Source organism: Niabella soli DSM 19437 (genome assembly GCF_000243115.2).
Lineage (GTDB): Bacteria > Bacteroidota > Bacteroidia > Chitinophagales > Chitinophagaceae > Niabella > Niabella soli.
On sequence record NZ_CP007035.1, the window covers coordinates 3,475,985 to 3,492,684 of the forward strand.

9 protein-coding genes are annotated in these 16,700 nt (G+C 46.2%); 2 read left to right on the plus strand and 7 right to left on the minus strand.

Annotated features, from left to right (window positions below):
- Positions 1 to 26: 26 nt before the first annotated feature.
- Together NIASO_RS14670 and NIASO_RS14675 are read right to left on the minus strand one after the other, a co-directional pair.
- Complete coding sequence (locus NIASO_RS14670) at positions 27 to 1,532, minus strand: DUF1501 domain-containing protein (RefSeq protein WP_008587071.1); 1,506 nt, start codon at positions 1,530 to 1,532, stop codon at positions 27 to 29.
- Positions 1,533 to 1,640: 108 nt separating this feature from the next.
- A complete protein-coding gene (locus NIASO_RS14675) occupies positions 1,641 to 4,382 on the minus strand; it encodes a DUF1553 domain-containing protein (RefSeq protein WP_025299008.1) in 2,742 nt (913 codons plus the stop codon).
- Between the two features lie 621 nt (positions 4,383 to 5,003).
- Here NIASO_RS14675 and NIASO_RS14680 point away from each other — a divergent pair.
- Positions 5,004 to 8,138, plus strand: a complete 3,135-nt coding sequence (locus tag NIASO_RS14680) for a SusC/RagA family TonB-linked outer membrane protein (protein ID WP_008587074.1) — start codon at positions 5,004 to 5,006, stop codon at positions 8,136 to 8,138.
- A 23-nt stretch (positions 8,139 to 8,161) separates the two neighbouring features.
- Positions 8,162 to 9,736: a SusD/RagB family nutrient-binding outer membrane lipoprotein gene (locus NIASO_RS14685; RefSeq protein WP_008587076.1), complete on the plus strand. Its 1,575-nt coding sequence runs from the start codon at positions 8,162 to 8,164 to the stop codon at positions 9,734 to 9,736.
- 60 nt (positions 9,737 to 9,796) lie between these two features.
- On the opposite strand, the gene NIASO_RS14690 is transcribed toward NIASO_RS14685, so the two are convergent.
- The 5 genes from NIASO_RS14690 to NIASO_RS14710 all read right to left on the minus strand — a co-directional run bounded on the left by NIASO_RS14690 (position 9,797) and on the right by NIASO_RS14710 (position 16,698).
- A complete protein-coding gene (locus tag NIASO_RS14690; RefSeq protein WP_008587078.1) occupies positions 9,797 to 11,245 on the minus strand; it encodes a glycoside hydrolase family 30 protein in 1,449 nt (482 codons plus the stop codon).
- 112 nt (positions 11,246 to 11,357) lie between these two features.
- A complete protein-coding gene (gene bglX, locus NIASO_RS14695) occupies positions 11,358 to 13,643 on the minus strand; it encodes a beta-glucosidase BglX (protein WP_008587080.1) in 2,286 nt (761 codons plus the stop codon).
- A gap of 14 nt (positions 13,644 to 13,657) precedes the next feature.
- Positions 13,658 to 14,170: a GNAT family N-acetyltransferase gene (locus tag NIASO_RS14700; protein ID WP_025299009.1), complete on the minus strand. Its 513-nt coding sequence runs from the start codon at positions 14,168 to 14,170 to the stop codon at positions 13,658 to 13,660.
- Complete coding sequence (locus NIASO_RS14705) at positions 14,167 to 14,823, minus strand: GDSL-type esterase/lipase family protein (RefSeq protein ID WP_008587084.1); 657 nt, start codon at positions 14,821 to 14,823, stop codon at positions 14,167 to 14,169. The genes NIASO_RS14700 and NIASO_RS14705 overlap by 4 nt, the downstream gene beginning before the upstream one ends.
- 126 nt (positions 14,824 to 14,949) lie before the next feature.
- Complete coding sequence (locus NIASO_RS14710) at positions 14,950 to 16,698, minus strand: family 43 glycosylhydrolase (protein WP_025299010.1); 1,749 nt, start codon at positions 16,696 to 16,698, stop codon at positions 14,950 to 14,952.
- Positions 16,699 to 16,700: the final 2 nt, after the last annotated feature.

A 16,700-nucleotide genomic window follows, 5' to 3' on the forward strand; every position in this document is an offset into this window, starting at 1 on the left:
TTAGTCCTTCTGTGAAAATCCGTAAGCTATGCAATAACCTCATTGATCACTTTTCCACCCACGTCGGTCAAACGAAAAGGCCGGCCCTGGTAAGGATAAGTAAACTGCTCGTGATCAAATCCCAACTGATTCAAAATGGTAGCCTGTATGTCGAACGCATCCACTTTTCCACTTACCGCGGTATAGCCGATCTCATCGGTTTCCCCATGTGTATAGCCTTTTTTAATGCCGCCGCCGGCCATCCAAATGGTAAAAGCGTCCGTGTGGTGGTCTCTTCCTTTAAAAGGGTTCTGCGCACCGTTGCGGTTTTCCATCATGGGGGTGCGACCAAATTCTCCTGCCCATACCACCAGCGTTTCATCCAGCAACCCGCGTTGCTTCAGATCCAGCAGCAGTGCGGTTACCGGCTTATCCACGCTCCGGTATTTGTTGAGCATCCCTATGTTTAATGCATTATTGGCGTTATCGCCATGCGCATCCCAGCCCCAATCGAACAACTGCACAAAGCGCACTCCTTTTTCCACTAATTTTCTTGCCAGCAGCACGTTGTTCGCAAAACAGGCTTTACCCGGTTTCGTTCCATACATATCGTGAATGTACTGCGGTTCGTCGTTAATATTCATCACCTCCGGTGCGGTGATCTGCATGCGGTAGGCCATTTCATACTGGGAGATGCGGGAAAGTATTTCGGGATCGTTATACTCTTTGTACTCCTGCATATTGGCTTTATTAACTGCTTCAATAGAAGCCTTACGCAGGTCACGGCTCATGCCGTCCGGGTCTTTGATGAAGAGCACCGGGTCGCCCTCGCTCCGGCATTGCACCCCCTGATATACCGATGGCAGAAAGCCGCTGCCCCACACGCTTTTGCCGGCATCGGGGAAACTGCCGCCGCTGGTAAGCACTACAAAGCCGGGCAGGTTTTGATTTTCTGTTCCTAACCCATAAGTGACCCAGCTTCCCATGCTGGGGCGGCCCAGGCGCGGGCTACCGGTATGCACCAGCAACTGTGCGGGAGCGTGGTTGAATTGATCCGTACTCACAGCCTTTAAAAAACTTACCTCATCCACTACCGTGGAAAGATGCGGGAGGTTGTCGCTGACCCATGCTCCTGATTGACCGTGTTGCGCAAATTTTGCCTGGGGCCCCAGCATTTTGGGCACGCCGGTAATAAAGGCAAATTGTTTCCCGGCCAGGAAGGACGGTGGACAATCCTGTCCGTCCATCTTTGTCAGTTCCGGTTTATAATCGAATAATTCCAACTGAGAAGGAGCTCCGGCCATATGTAAGAAAATGACGCTCTTTGCCCGGCCCGCAAAAGGCGGCGCTTTTGGTAACAACGGATGCGCAGGATCAAAGGCGATAGAATGAGCTGCCTTTTTTTTGCCACAACCGCCCAATAGTGATCCCATGGCCAATGCCCCCAACCCCATGGCGCTTTCTTTTAAAAAATGCCGGCGGGTATGGGATTGCATCACCATCAATTCGGCTTCTTTTACCAAACGCTGATCAATAAGGTCTTTTTTTGTCATCTTGTAACAATTTTATTTCATTTTCACCGCGATGACGCTATGCGAAGATATTTTCTGAACAGTCGTGTAAAATATCTTCGCGCCCTTGCGGTCAGATCGAAACGTGACTCAGTTTTTCGTCACTACTTCATCCAGGTTCAGCATCGCATTGGCCACCACGATCATTGCAGCACCAGAAGGCGTTGTTTTTTCTTTTTGTCCACCCGCCATGGCGATCGCTTTTTGCGGACTTGAGGTAAAATCCTTTAATGCCTGCAGGTATAATCCTTCAAATACCTTTACTTCCCCGGCTTGCGCGGGCCGGTACAGGAGCAGTTGGTATCCTTTTTTAATTTGTGCTGCTGCATCATTGCCTCCTTCCTTCTCCATCCTGGCCGCCAGATGTCGTGCCATATCCAGATAAGCTGAATCGTTGAGGGTGGTCAGCGCCTGCAGCGGCGTGTTGGTACGCACGCGTTTTACAGTGCACAATACCCGTTGGGCACCGTCGAAAGAGATCATCGAAGGATAGGGCGCCGTGCGTTTCCAGTAAGTGTACACTGCCCTGCGGTATTGATCTTCCCCCGCACTGCTCTGCCATCGTGCGGCGTTGTAGGGCGACAACCAGATGCCATCAGGCTGCCAGGGCATTACGCTGGGGCCGTACATTTTGCTGCTCATCAGGCCGCTGATGCACAGATCCTGGTCGCGTAATTGTTCGGCGCTCAAACGTAAGCGTGGCCCTCTTGCGTAAAATTTATTGGCCAGGTCCTTTTCTTTCAGCTCCGGGGTTAGCTTTGAACTTTGCCGGTAGGTGGCGCTTAGCACTATTTCTTTCAATACTTTTTTGATGCTCCAATTATCATCGTTCATAAACTTCCAGGAAAGATAATCCAATAGTTCCTGGTGGGTCGGAGGCATTCCCTGGGTGCCCATATCGTCAAGTGTTTCCACGATGCCCTCTCCAAAAAGCTGTTCCCACAGCCGGTTCACCATGGTTCGTGATACCAATGGATTGCGCTTATCGGTAAGCCACAGGGCTAGCCCCATACGGTTTTTAGGCGCATTGGCCGGCATGGCGAAGCCCAGCGAACGGGGAACAGCGGGTGCTACTTCTTTCCCCAGCGTTAACCGGTTGCCCCTTTCAAATACATGTGTTTTACGGCGCATCCAGCCCGGATTTTCCATCATTACGGGGGTTGTGGTCACCGGCGCCGTTAAAAGATCCCAATACATTTTTTTATTGGCCGCATAAGCCGGTGTGCCTTTGCCGGGCAGATCCGGAATAAACCCAAACCAATCAAACGTTCCTAATATATCTTCAGTTCCCGCGGGCAGGCCCGGGTTTTCATAGACAACATACACATCATGCACTCCTTGCTGCTCCTGTATTTCAGCGGCTTCCTTGTGCCATTTATCCTGCGGCTGTATGGCTACTGAGCCCAGTAAAGGGCCATCGGGTGTATCCATCCTGAAGTTTAACCGTCCTCCGGGTTTGTTGGAATAAAAATTCCAGATGACCTGCCGCGCCCCGTCCAGGTTTACATTTCTCAGTCTTGCGTAGGAATGGTTGCGCATGCCCAGCGCCACATTTTTATTAATGATGATCGCGTTTTTCAGGCTATCGGCCGTTGTGGCATACGCCACAGGCTCCCAGGTTTTGAGAAACTGGTACAATTGCTGCGTTTGTGCTTCATTGCCCTTTTCGCGGATCCATTGTATCAACCCGGTTAGCCGTAGCTTCATGGAATCATTGTATTCCCGCACCAGCGGGTATTCGGCGGGGATATCGTCGTCCATTGTATTATTAAAGTAGGCCGCAAACTGGTAATACTCTTCATGCCGGAAGGGGTCATAAGGATGACTATGACATTGCACGCAGGAAAACGTGGTGCTCATGAGTGTTGACCAGGTGGTGTTTACCCGATCCAGCACGGCGGCAGTACGGAATTCCTCATTATCCGTTCCGCCCTCATCGTTGGTCATACTGTTGCGACTGAACGCGGTGGCAATATATTGCGCGTCGGTAGGATGGGGCAACAGGTCGCCGGCAATTTGTTCGGTGATAAAAACATTATAAGGTTTATCCGCATTGAATGCGTCGATCAGCCAATCGCGGTAACGCCAGATGCCGCGTCCGCCGTCGGATTCATATCCCTTGGTATCGGCATAGCGCGCCAGATCCAGCCACATCGAAGTCCATTTTTCTCCAAAATGCCTGGAGGATAACAGGGAGTCCACCAGTTGTTCATAGGCCTTATCATCACCCGTTCTCAGGTATTGCTGCGCTATTGCATCGGAGGGATACATGCCGATCAGGTCCAGGCTCACTCTTCTTAATAAAGTATATTTATCTGCGGGCGCTGCCGGTTTTAGTCCCTGCGCATCCAGCTTCTCATAAATAAACTTATCGATATCATTCCGGATCCAGGGATTTTGTTCATCCGGTACCTCCGTTTTTTTAACCGGCAGGTAGGCCCAGTGATCGCCCCATTTTGCTCCTTGTTTGATCCACCGGCGCAGGATATCTATTTCGTCATCGCTTAGGGGCGCATGTTTATAGGGCATCCGCTCTTCAGGATCTTTCGCCGTCAGCCGGCGGATCATTTCGCTATGATCCGGATCGCCCGGGATAATGGCGGGTTCGCCTGATTCGGTAGTTGCAAGCGCTTCTTCTCTGAACAGTAAACTAAATCCACCTTTGGCTTTTACCCCGCCATGGCAAATGATACATTTTTTATTAAGGATGGGTTTTACGTCTGCGCTAAAGTCTACTTTTTTTGAGCTGCTGGTAAAGCAGGCCACGGCTCCTGTTGTTACCAATAGCGCCAACACCCAAATTATTTTCCGGTTATGAAAAGAATGAAGCATCGTATTCAGGGATCTATCCCTTCCAAACTTACTAAAGTTTATCGTTTAAATAAAGGAAATAGCGCCATTTGTTGGATGGCCCATTTGCCGCTTCCTTCAACCGGCAGAAAAAAATTTCAATTACCACATGAAAAATAACCCATAAAAAAATCAATTTTTTGTTAAGAACCCCTAAATTTATGTAAGCTTTCAAATACGATGGTATTGAGGTTTGAAAGCCTTAGTTTATACATGAGAGGAGTAATGCTGTTACGGACGGCATTATAATGTGATGCAATTATTGTTTTATTAGCTTGTTATCCCTAGGTAAGGGCGGTTGTTTTTATTCAGTTTTAATAAAAATAAATATTTCCAGTTTATGCAACAAAACCGGTACAAACCAGCTATGGACCGTATCCCTTATTTAACGCCTCCATATTTCCCCTGAGGTTTCTTTTAATTCCGCTTCTTTCCAGCGGCCGCACATTTCTTCGAAATCCATCGGCAGATCTGGTGCTGGTAAAAAAACCTTCTATCCAGAAGGTTGCCCGCAAAGGAACTCATTTTATTGAACCTACTAACGTATGACACCAATTGATCTGGTGTTATTTTTTATTCCCTTATAAATTTTAAACGCTGAGTATGTTAAAAATCAATATTCTGGCAGTGCTCCTACTATTTGGACTTGCCGCTTTTGCTCAAAACAGGCAATTGTCCGGGACTGTAAAGGAAGAGGGCTCGGGCAATGGTGTGTCCGCTGCAACTATATCTATTAAGGGTAGCTCAAAAGCAAGTGCCAGCGACGCTGATGGCAAGTTTAGAATTACCGTACCCAATGGCAAGGCAACCCTGCAGGTGAGTGCTGTGGGCTTTGTAACAAAAGACGTGCAGGTGGATGCCGGTACTAACGACATCGTCATTACTCTTGCGCAAGGCAATCAAAACCTAACCGAGGTGGTGGTTACTGCGTTGGGCATTAAACGAAACAAGGCTTCGCTAACCTATGCTTCACAAACCGTAGGAGGTGATGAGCTAAGAAAGGCCTCCAACACCAACTTTGTAGACGCGTTGAGTGGTAAAGCGGCGGGGCTTGACATCAAAGTAAGTGGTTCTGGCGCGGGTGGGTCTACCAAAGCGGTGCTCAGAGGAAACAAATCACTAACGGGGCTGAGTGAAGCCCTCTATGTAATAGATGGTATTCCCCTGGTAAACAATAAAAACGCGCAACCCGGTTCTTATGGCGGAACAGATGGCGGGGACGGACTTTCGTCAATTAACCCCGCTGATATTGAAAGTATCAACGTGTTAAGAGGCGCCAATGCCGCTATCCTTTATGGAAGCCAGGGTGCCAACGGTGTGATCTTAATTACCACGAAAAAAGGCCGGTCAGGCAGAATGTCTGTCGACTTTAATTCAAGCACTATTTTTGAACAGGTATCCGGGCTTCCTCAATTTCAATATCGTTATGGCACAAGTGGAAAGGGGGACTATAGTTGGATATATCCTGACATGACGAAGCTAAACGCTACAGACCTTATAAATATTCAAAAATCACCGGTCGTGAATGTTACATCCGGTAATTATCAAAAAAACTATATCAAAGATTTTTTCCGGACCGGCGCTACTGCAACCAACGGCGTATCTATATCCGGCGGGAATGATAAAACGACCGTCTATTTTTCCTACGCTAATATTTCGGCAACGGGTGTAATGCCAACCAACACCTACAGCAAAAACAACTTCGCGTTTAACCAGAGCACCAAATTGTTCAATGACAAGCTGACAATCAGTTCCAATGTTATATTGTCTGCGGAGGTATCAAAAAACCGTCCCGGGGCCGGGTATTATAACAACCCTCTTACCGGCTTGTATTTATTTGCGAGGGACCGGAACTTTGATACGTATAAGAATAGCTACCAGATATTTGACAGCAGCAGGAATATGTATAAAATGAATTGGTATTCTACCGAAGAAAAACAAAACAACCCTTATTGGGAAATTTATAAAGACCCTAAACTGGCTACTTCCAAACGGGCCATAGCCAGCTTGAAACTTGGTTACGACATTGCACCGGGCCTGCGGTTTGAGATAAGGGGCAATGTAGACTACAATAATGTGCTGAGGGACTATCGTTATGCGGCAGACGGCAATTCGGTAAGTGTGAGCCCGAATGGTAAGTGGGATTATACAAAATACACGGATCAGTCTTTGTATACCGATGGGATCTTAACCTACAACAAAACATTCGGAAACATAAGTTTAACCTCTCTAGCCGGTCTTAGTTATCAAAAAAACATATTTAATGATGGTATGAACGTAAACAACAATACCGTATCCTTACAGTATCCCAATGTTTTCACACTTGCTAACATACCTTATAACGTTATCATTAACAGCACCGGGTATACAACTATAAAAGAGGGTGCGTTTGCAAACGCAACCCTAGGGTATAAGGACATGGTTTTTCTGGATTTAGCTGCCCGTAACGACTGGGCTTCTACATTGGCACTTACCGGGAATGACTCCTATTTATATCCTTCTATTGGAGCCAGCGCCATTGTCAGCAAAATGCTCCGGTTACCCAAAGCCATTTCATTTTTAAAAGTACGGGCCTCCTTATCGCAAACAGCGAACGAAGTGCCCTTTAACGTAGTAAACCCGTGGAATACTATTGGCGGTGCAGGCGGTCCTTCCGGCATTGGGGGTATCAACCGAAATACACAGGTGCCGTTCACGAACTTAAAACCAGAAAAAATCGTAAGTGATGAGTATGGTATTGAAAGCAGGTTTTTAGACGGCAGGCTTGGACTGGACTTCACCTATTATAAGGATATAAGTACCAATCAATTTCTTTCCCTGGCGGCCCCTTCCGGTTCGGGTTTTACTACTTACTATGTTAATGCAGGGAAAATTGATAACCATGGATTTGAGTTCACGCTGAGCGGAGATCCGGTACACACTGAAAAGTTCAGTTGGAAAACGGCATTTAATGGCTCCCGGAACAAAAATAAAATTGTCGAATTAATTCCCAGTAACCCGAATTATATTACAGCTATTACAGGTACTGCAAGCCTTACGGGGGGAGGGGATGAAGGTTTTTCATCGCTTGTGATGGCTGGAGGTTCTTTTAATGATGTGTACATTTATAAGTTTGCAAGAGATGATCAGGGACGGATTATACTGACTTATGATGCCAACAACCCTAAGGCAAGCCCTGTTCCAACAAAATCTGCTAAAATGGAAAAAGTAGGTAATGTGAATCCTGATTTCCTGTTGGGATGGAACAATAGTTTTACCTATGATAATTGGTTTGCCAGTTTCCTGATTAATGGAAAATTCGGAGGCGTGGCTTTTTCAAAAACAGAAGCCTTTCTGGATTCTTATGGCGTGAGCGAAAGAACCGCTGCAGCAAGAGACCAGGGATATGTACCCATCAACGCGGTTTTTGGAACAACTGCGGTAACAACTATTGATCCGGCCACTTATTATTCTGCAGTAGGCGACAGAAATAAGATCATGGAACCCTATATTTTTTCCAGGACGAACATAAGACTGGGGCAACTGGTACTGGGGTATAACTTCCGTGCAAAAAGCGAAAACCCGGTATTCAAAAATGTTTCTTTGTCTTTAGTAGGAAGAAATTTGTTCTTCTTCTATAAAAAAGCGCCTTTTGATCCGGAACAGGCCATGAGCACTACCAATGCGATGCAGTCTAATGACGTGTTCAGCCTGCCTTCAACAAGGTCATTTGGGTTTAATGTGAAATTCAGCTTTTAGCATTTAAAATTAAAATAATTAACATGAAACAAATAATTGTCGCTCTTTTTTGTTTGATTGTATTGGGTTCATGCACAAAAGGTTTTGAGACAGCCAACCAGAACCCCAATCAAATCTCGGATGAGCTGCTTAAGCAGGATTTTAACCTCGTAGGTTCTCCTATTTCAGGTATGGTCTTTAACCTGAATGGCCATCAGATAGAAGAAGATTTGTGTTATGATAACTGGATGGGCTATATGGGTACTCCTACCGACTTTGTGGGTAATGTAAATAATACTACTTACTATATTCGGTGGAACAGTTATTGGGATCGTGTATATGGCAGCGTGATGGCACCGGCAAAACAGGTGATCAAATTAGCACAAGAAAACAGCCTTCCTCTTTTTGGTGACTGGGCTAAACTGATACGCATACTGGGCATCTCTAAGCTGGCTGCCATACATGGACCGGTTATTTACAGCAATTATGGTAGTACAGCCGCCTCGATACTTTATGACAAAGAATCTGATCTATATACGCTTTTATTTAAACAACTGGATTCCATTCAAACAGATTTTGGAGCAAATACCGCCTATGGGGGCTTTGCAAAATTTGACCCCACCAGCTACGCCGGCAGTATTCCCCAATGGATGAAAGTGGTGAATTCCTTACGCTTGAGACTGGCTATGCGTTTGTCAAAAGTTGACCCCGCAACAGCAAAAACACAGGGGGAGAAGGCCTTGAACGACCCGGCGGGGTTAATTGCTACCAATGCGGATAATTTCATTAATTCCCTTAACGGCAATATCATGCCGGTAGCGCAGATTTGTTATCAATGGGATGATACCCGTATGGGGGGTGTAATTGAGTCGTTTATGGTGGGTTTGAAGGATGGAAGGATCTCTAAATACTTTGCTCCTCTGGGTGATGCGAGCCTTGCTGCTGATCATCCGACTACTCCGTATAAAGGAATCCGTAACGGTGCGTACATCAAGGCGAAAGCTGATCATGTTCCTTTCTCCAAAGTGTCTAACGATTTTAATAGTGTTACCACCCGGAGAGATTTTTGCGCGGCCGAGGTGGCCTTTCTTAAAGCAGAAGCCGGGCTAAGAGGCTGGGCCGGCGCCGGCGATCCCAAGACCAATTATGAGAACGGGGTACGGTTATCTTTTGCAGACTGGGGCGCCAGCGGGGTAGATGCCTACCTGGCGGACGCTACCAGCAAACCTGTCAATTACGTAGACCCAATAGACCCCCGCAATAGTTTTACTACGGCTTCTACTATCACGGTGGCGTGGAACGCAGCGGATAACAACGAATTGAAATTAGAGAAGATCCTTACTCAGAAATATCTTGCAGCCTTCACACAAACGCTGGAAGCCTGGGTAGATTTCAGAAGAACGGGTTATCCCAAAATTCCTCATGTTGCCAAGAACGATAGTGGTCCGGATTGGGGTGTTATCCCCGCGGATCAATGGATTAAACGGATGCCGTTTGTAAATGCTGAGCGGACTGGCAACACTGCTGCTGTTACGGATGCTGTAACAAAAATGGGAACAGGGGCCAAAGATGATATTGCTACCCGCTTGTGGTGGGATACCGGTGGACCTAATTTTTGATAATAAACTGTAATTTTTATTTAGAAAGGAGCTACTTAAATGGTAGCTCCTCTTTTTTTACTAAAACCTCAGCGTCATCACCGCACTACCCGGGATCGTAAGCAACGCTTTCTTATTGCCGTGCTGTAGATTAAACGAAGCGGCCGCATTATTTTCATTTAACAGGATCAAAACCTTTCCACCTGAAGGTGTTATAAACGCTACGTTAGTGAGGCCGCTCACCTGGGAGCTTTCAATTCTTCTGGAACCAGCCGGAACAAATTTGGAGGCATGGGCAATAATGTAGTAAGAAACATTCCGGGTAACGGTGGGGTTATTAATCGTTAAAGCTCCTTTGCATTGGGTACAGCCGCCCGGAGTATGTGGCTGATATAAGGGGTCATTGGCCAGGTTCCATTCGAGTGCAGACTTGCTCCAATTGTTCACCGTGCCGATAATTACATTTTTCACATGCCACAATAAATCACCTGCGAAGGTTCCGGTAGAGCCGGTCCATTGCTCCGTAAAATAAAGATTCTTATCCGGAAACCGCTCATGCAACTGGCCCATAGCGCTCACATCTCCCGCATACAAATGAAACGCGGCACCATCCACATATTTTGAGGCCGCCGCATCCTGGTAAATGGTATCCGCATACAAAGGTTTGTCCAGGTTATGATCGTATACAACAATCTTTGTTGAAATGTTATTCTTTGCAAATGCAGGCCCCAGGCTGTTTTTGATAAAATCCCGCTGCATAACCGATGTCATATACATACTGGGATTATTGCCCGGATGATAGGGCTCATTCTGGGGCGTAATAGCAGTGATATTGATGCCTTCCCCCTGCATACCCTGAATATATTTTACAAAATACGCGGCATAGGAATCGTAATACTCCGGTTTGAGCGAGCCGCCTTTTGAATTGTTATTATCCTTCATCCATACCGGGGGACTCCAGGGGGTGGCTATAATTTTTAAATCAGGATTGATGGCAATAATACTCTTTAAAATGGGTATAAGGTTTGTCTTATCCGGCTGCAAGCTGAATTTCGACTGGGTAATATCTGTTTGCCCTGTGGGGAGGTCATTGTACGAAAATACAACTGAGTCCAGGTCTGACGCACCTATACTTAACCGGATATAACTGACCCCTATCGAATTATCTCCTTTGCCAAAGAGCTCATTTAGCAGGGCCGTTTTTTGATCCGCTGGCAACTGGTTGATGAGCACTGCGCTTCCCCCGGTAAGCGTATAACCAAAACCGTCGATGGTTTGATACTGTTTTGATGAATCGATCGTAATAGTTGGATAACCAGCGGAGGCAACATTGGCTTTACTATCTGTTTTTTGCAGCAAAGCCGATTGATCAGCTTTGGTGATCCAGACCTCGGGGTTCAGATCAGCGGCCGCGGGTGTAGCGGGCGGAGGCGTGGTGCCGTTTCCCGGGTTTCCCTTTTTGTTACATTGTGCAGCCAGCGAAACGAAAGCAACAGCAATTGTAAAAAGAAAAATTTTGCTTTTATTCATGGTTGTTTTATTTGAATTTCTGAGATATGAGGCAAAAAAACTTAAGTGGTTCGTGCAGACACGAGCCATAGTTGCCGGCATTTCACTATTAACCATTCACTTCTCACTATTTTCACTTCGACCAATTTACCGTAGCCATTTTTACATCCCTGGAATTGCCGCCGATCATGATGTCGAAAGCACCCTGCTCCCAATCGTATTTTAAAGTGCTGTTGTAAAACTTCAGATCCTCCGGAGTAATGTTGAATGTAACGGTTTTTGTCTCCCCTGCTTTAATCAGCAGTTTCTGAAATCCTTTCAATTCCTTCACGGGTCTTGAAATGCTGGCTACTTTATCCCGGATGTACAATTGAACGGTTTCCTGTCCGTCTATCTTTCCGCTATTGGTGACTGCTATGCTGGCTTTTAAAGATTGAGTGCCTTTTAAGGAGGTAGCACTCAATTTCAGGTCGCCATAGCTGAAATTGGAATAGCTGAGTCCATAGCCAAACGGATATACAGGGTCATTAGAAACGTCTAAATAATTGGAGCGAAATTTCTGAAACCATTTACCTTCCTCTAAGGGCCTGCCGGTATTCAGATGCGCATAATAAAGCGGGATCTGGCCTACATTCTGTGGGAAGGTCATCGTTAATTTTCCGGATGGATTCACCGTGCCAAACAGCACATCCGCAATAGCAGCCCCGGCTTCCGATCCGCCAAACCATACGTTTAGGATGGCGGGTACATTTTTATTTTCCCAACCCAGCGTCAGTGGACGACCCGTAAATAATACCAACACCACAGGCTTCCCTGTTTTTAATAACTCCTTCAACAGCTCTCGTTGTATTTGCGGAATATTCAGGTCGGTCCGGCTGGCACTCTCACCGCTCATTTCGGCGGATTCACCCATGGCCGCGACAATCACGTCCGATTCGTTTGCAATCTTCAGGGCTTCTTTTTTCATTTCGGCTGCAGATCGTTTATCCCGGTTCAGCGTTTTTCCGAACATCGTAGCACGGTCTTCGAATGCCGTGTCGGCATCAAGATTGCATCCTTTTGCATACAATACAGCGCCATTATTTCCCAATGCCTGTTTTAACCCAGCCAGTACTGATACGGACCGATCCTGCACCGTGGCCACGCTCCAGGTACCCGCCATATTATTTGCTGCATCTGCCAGCGGGCCGATCAATGCAATTTTCCCGGATTTTTTAAGGGGAAGGGTTTGCTGCTCATTCTTTAAAAGAACAAAGCTTTCTGCCGCAATTTTCCTGGCTATGTTTCGATGTTCAGGGGTAAAGATCTCTGTTTTCGCACGTTGCGCATTACAATATTTATAAGGATCGGTAAATAATCCTAATTTATATTTGGCTTCCAGCACGCTTTTACAGGCCGCATTAATTTCAGTAAGTGTGATCTTTTTTTCATCCAGTGATTTCTTTAAGGTTTTCAAAAAACCTTCGCCCACCATATCCATATCCACGCCCGCTTTTAGCGCCAATGCCGAAACCGCCTGCAGATCGCCCATGCCATGTTCAATCATTTCATTGATGCCGGTATAGTCTGTAACCACAAAGCCTTTAAAGCCCCATTGTTTACGTAATACATCGGTAAGCAACCAGCGATTTCCTGTGGCCGGGATACCGTCTACTACGTTAAACGAGGCCATCACGCTGCCCGCGCCAGCATCCACCGCAGCCTTATATGGCGGAAAATAATCATTATACATGCGCAGGTGGCTCATGTCAACGGTATTATAATCCCTGCCTGCTTCAGCGGCGCCATATAAGGCAAAATGTTTTACACAGGCCATAATATTTGTATTGGACGAATAGTTGCCCTGGTAGCCTTTTACCATGGCCTTTGCTATCTGAGAACCCAGGTAAGGATCTTCGCCATTGCCTTCTGAAACTCTTCCCCAGCGCGGGTCACGGGCAATATCCACCATAGGGCTAAAGGTCCAGCAGATACCATCGGCGCTGGCTTCAATGGCAGCGATACGGGCCGACTGTTCTACAGCCTTCATATCCCAGGTGCAGGAAAGCCCCAGTGGGATGGGGAAAGTGGTTTCATAACCATGGATCACATCCATGCCAAACAACATCGGTATTTTCAACCGGCTGTTCTCTACTGCCACTTTTTGTATCGCCCGGATCTTTTCAACACCCTTTATATTAAAGAGGCCGCCTACTTTTCCTTCTTTTACATTTTTGCCAATATCGGAGTTGGTAGCCGTACCCGTGGTAAACTCGCCGGCGCTGGGCAGGTTCAGTTGCCCGATCTTTTCTTCCAGGGTCATTTTTTGCATTAAGCCGCTAATGAAGGCATTCATTTTGGCGTCGCCCGTTTGTGCCCCTGTTTTTATAACGGAGAAAATGATCAGCAGGTATAACAGGACTATTCCTTTATGTTTCATTGTTGTCCTTTTTATTAGTTAAGCATTTTTTTCATTAAAATATCTTTCTGTGGGTCAGTTCCTAACAGGAAAACGTGGGTGTCAAATGCCACGAACCCGTTTTTCTGGTAAAACCGGATGGCTGCTTCATTCTGCTCCCACACACCCAGCCACAGATACTCTTTTTTATGCTCCTCTGCCACCTCAACAGCGGTTTGTAAGAGCCGTTTTCCCAACCCTTTTCCTTTTGTGAATGCTGCCACATAGATCCGTTCCAGTTCAAGGCTGCGCGGATCGTTAAGGTCTGTTTGTGCGGGGCTCAGATTCAACTTTATATACCCGGCGAGCTCTTTATTTTCTTCTATAAGATAATACAAAACATGGGCGCTTTGCAGGTCTTTTTTAAAATTAGCCGTTGAAAAAACCTCGTCATGATAGTGCTGCATATCAGCTGCGGTGTTGTATTTCCCATAGGTATCAGCAAACGTACTGCGGGCAAATGCCTGCAGGCTTTCCAGATCTGTTATGGCTGCTTTTCTGATCATCATTTTTTTAAATAGGGCTGTATGATTTTCTGCCAGATATGGTAGCCTCCGGCATTCATATGCAGACTGTCGCTGAGAAAGATCGAGTGCTTCGGCTTTCCGTTTTCGCCCAGCATTGCAGGAAACACATTGATATAACGGGCATCCTTTTGTCTCATAATAAAGGCTTTTATGGCCGTATTGGCTTTCTGTATGTTTGAAAAGTACTGCATGCGGGAAGGGCTTGGTTTTATCGAAATAAAAGCCACCGGTACTTTTTTATTGTATTCCCTGATAAGGTGGTACAGTTGTTTAAAACGGCTTACGGCACTATCGGCAGGTGTTGCATTATGCGCCAGGTCGTTCTCTCCACAATAGATCACAATTTGCCGGGGCTTATAAGCAGGCACCAGGTCATTAAAATAATAGATTAGATCCTTTAATGTAGATCCGCCAAACCCGCGGTTAATAATAGTATAGCCCGGAAAATAATCAGCTACATCTTTCCATTTTGTAAAGGAAGAGCTTCCGATGAAGAGGATAGCATTTTTGGGCGGCGGCGTTTGCCGGTCTAATTCTTTGAAATGCTGGATGTCCTGGTAAAAAGGAGGTTCCTGGGCGTTAATAAATCCTGTAATCACAAATAATAATCCCAGTAAGAAAGTGCCTTTTTTCATTTTTTGTTTTTTTGATGCTTTATTATAATCGTTTAGTAAAGAACAATTTTAGGTTCTCACAGATTCCGCAGATTTACACAGGTTTTTGAAGTCTTTCTGTGAAAATCTATGTAAGCTGTGAGCCGCTCAATCCACTTTTATTGCTTCACTGCGTTTGCTCACCCCGTTCTCATTGATGGCTTCAATGCTGTAGTAATAGGGCTTTTGCGCGTCCATAGCCTTCATCCAGTATTCATTATTAGCATGCACCATGATGCAGTTGTACTGCTTGTGTGGCGCAATTCCATAATAAATATTATACGCATACGCATCATCCGCTGGCCGCCATTTGATGTAAGCACTTCGCTTATCTTTTGGAGTACGCAATACAATAAAATCTCTTACCTCCTTTGGCGGGGCGCCATTGCCCTTTCCAAATATACGCAACCCGCTGATGGCAAATTTGCCGGTGGGCATATGTATATTTTCCAGTTTTATAAACCGTGCGGCCACCGGCTTTTTTAATTCCACATAATCATGCGGTATATCCGTTTTATTATTGCTTTTGTCAACCAGTGTCTGCCATTTTTTTCCATCCAATGAATAATAAAGAATGTACTGGTGGTACTGATCTGTAAATTTTCCCAGCCGGTCGGGGGCAACGTCCTGGTCGGCATAATTGATCTGAATGGCGTTTACTGTTGCAACCGCGCCAAGATCCGATGTTATCCATTCGCCTTTATTACCCGTTTGCGCGCTCCAATAGGTTTTGATCAGTTCATCCACCGCATTATTGGGCACATAATCGCCCAATGTTGATGATACCTGAACCGGCTTATTATAATTCAGTAACATCCATCCTGTAAAAAGAGTGCGTGGGGTATCGCCGGCTTCACCATCCAAAGATGAAGGAAGGTAAGTGGGATAATCGCCGAATGCCGTATTGCAGTACATCAGACCGTCTTTATCAAACCCGGCAGGCCAGATGCCGATACGCCGCTCAAACGTATTTTTTACAGAAATGATGCCGGTGGAAACATGCCAGTAATTGTTGAAATTGTCACGGAAGGTGGCCCCGTGCCCCGCGCCCCTGATGAAGCCGCCGACCTTCATACTTAAAGGATCCGATTGGGGAGTGAAAGGTCCCAATGGCGAATCACCCACTAGCACGCCATCCGCATACCCGCTGAACTCGGTGCCCGGTGCACCATATTGCAGGTAGTATTTTCCATTGTGTTTGGTCATCCAGGCGCCTTCGATAAACGGATCAAGGAATGTATTATCCATATGCTCTCCAAAGCGCTGCCAGCCATAGCGCCAGCTTTCGAGGAAGTACATTTCTTTTCGTGTGCCGAAAGGCTTCATAGTTTTCCGGTTCAGCTCTACGCCGTATAGAGGATATACATTGCTGCTTCCGTTGTACATATAAAACTTACCGTCATCATCGGTGAAAAAAGCAGGGTCCCATCCGCCGATCTCAAATGAATCTACCAGGGGTTTCCATTCATTTGCTTTGGGATTAGTGCTCATCCAGATGGTAAAGTTTCTGGTATAAGTGGATCCGAATACCAGCATAGTGTCGCCAATGATTCCCACTGCCGGCGCACAAAGCTCATCATAGGTATTGGTGTTCCAGGGGCGCAGGAATTTTTTTGGGATGAATTTCCAGTTCAACAAATCGCTGCTCCACCAGTAGCCCCACTGGTTGGTGCTGAATAAATAATAGTCGCCTTTATAATTAACGATTACTGGATCTGCTGTGGCGCGGTGCCGGCCCCATTGACTGAAATTGGGTATAGGCGTGTAACCATAATCGATATTGATAGGGTTACAATAAGTGGTCCTCACCCCCGGCTCCTCTCCCTGGGGGGAGGGGTGTTGAGCGGATACACTCAAAG

Coding starts and splice junctions, on each gene's coding strand:
- NIASO_RS14670 (WP_008587071.1), bottom strand. CDS start 1,532: ATGACAAAAAAAGACCTTATTGATCAGCGTTTGGTAAAAGAAGCCGAA.
- NIASO_RS14675 (WP_025299008.1), bottom strand. CDS start 4,382: ATGCTTCATTCTTTTCATAACCGGAAAATAATTTGGGTGTTGGCGCTA.
- NIASO_RS14680 (WP_008587074.1), top strand. CDS start 5,004: ATGTTAAAAATCAATATTCTGGCAGTGCTCCTACTATTTGGACTTGCC.
- NIASO_RS14685 (WP_008587076.1), top strand. CDS start 8,162: ATGAAACAAATAATTGTCGCTCTTTTTTGTTTGATTGTATTGGGTTCA.
- NIASO_RS14690 (WP_008587078.1), bottom strand. CDS start 11,245: ATGAATAAAAGCAAAATTTTTCTTTTTACAATTGCTGTTGCTTTCGTT.
- bglX (WP_008587080.1), bottom strand. CDS start 13,643: ATGAAACATAAAGGAATAGTCCTGTTATACCTGCTGATCATTTTCTCC.
- NIASO_RS14700 (WP_025299009.1), bottom strand. CDS start 14,170: ATGATGATCAGAAAAGCAGCCATAACAGATCTGGAAAGCCTGCAGGCA.
- NIASO_RS14705 (WP_008587084.1), bottom strand. CDS start 14,823: ATGAAAAAAGGCACTTTCTTACTGGGATTATTATTTGTGATTACAGGA.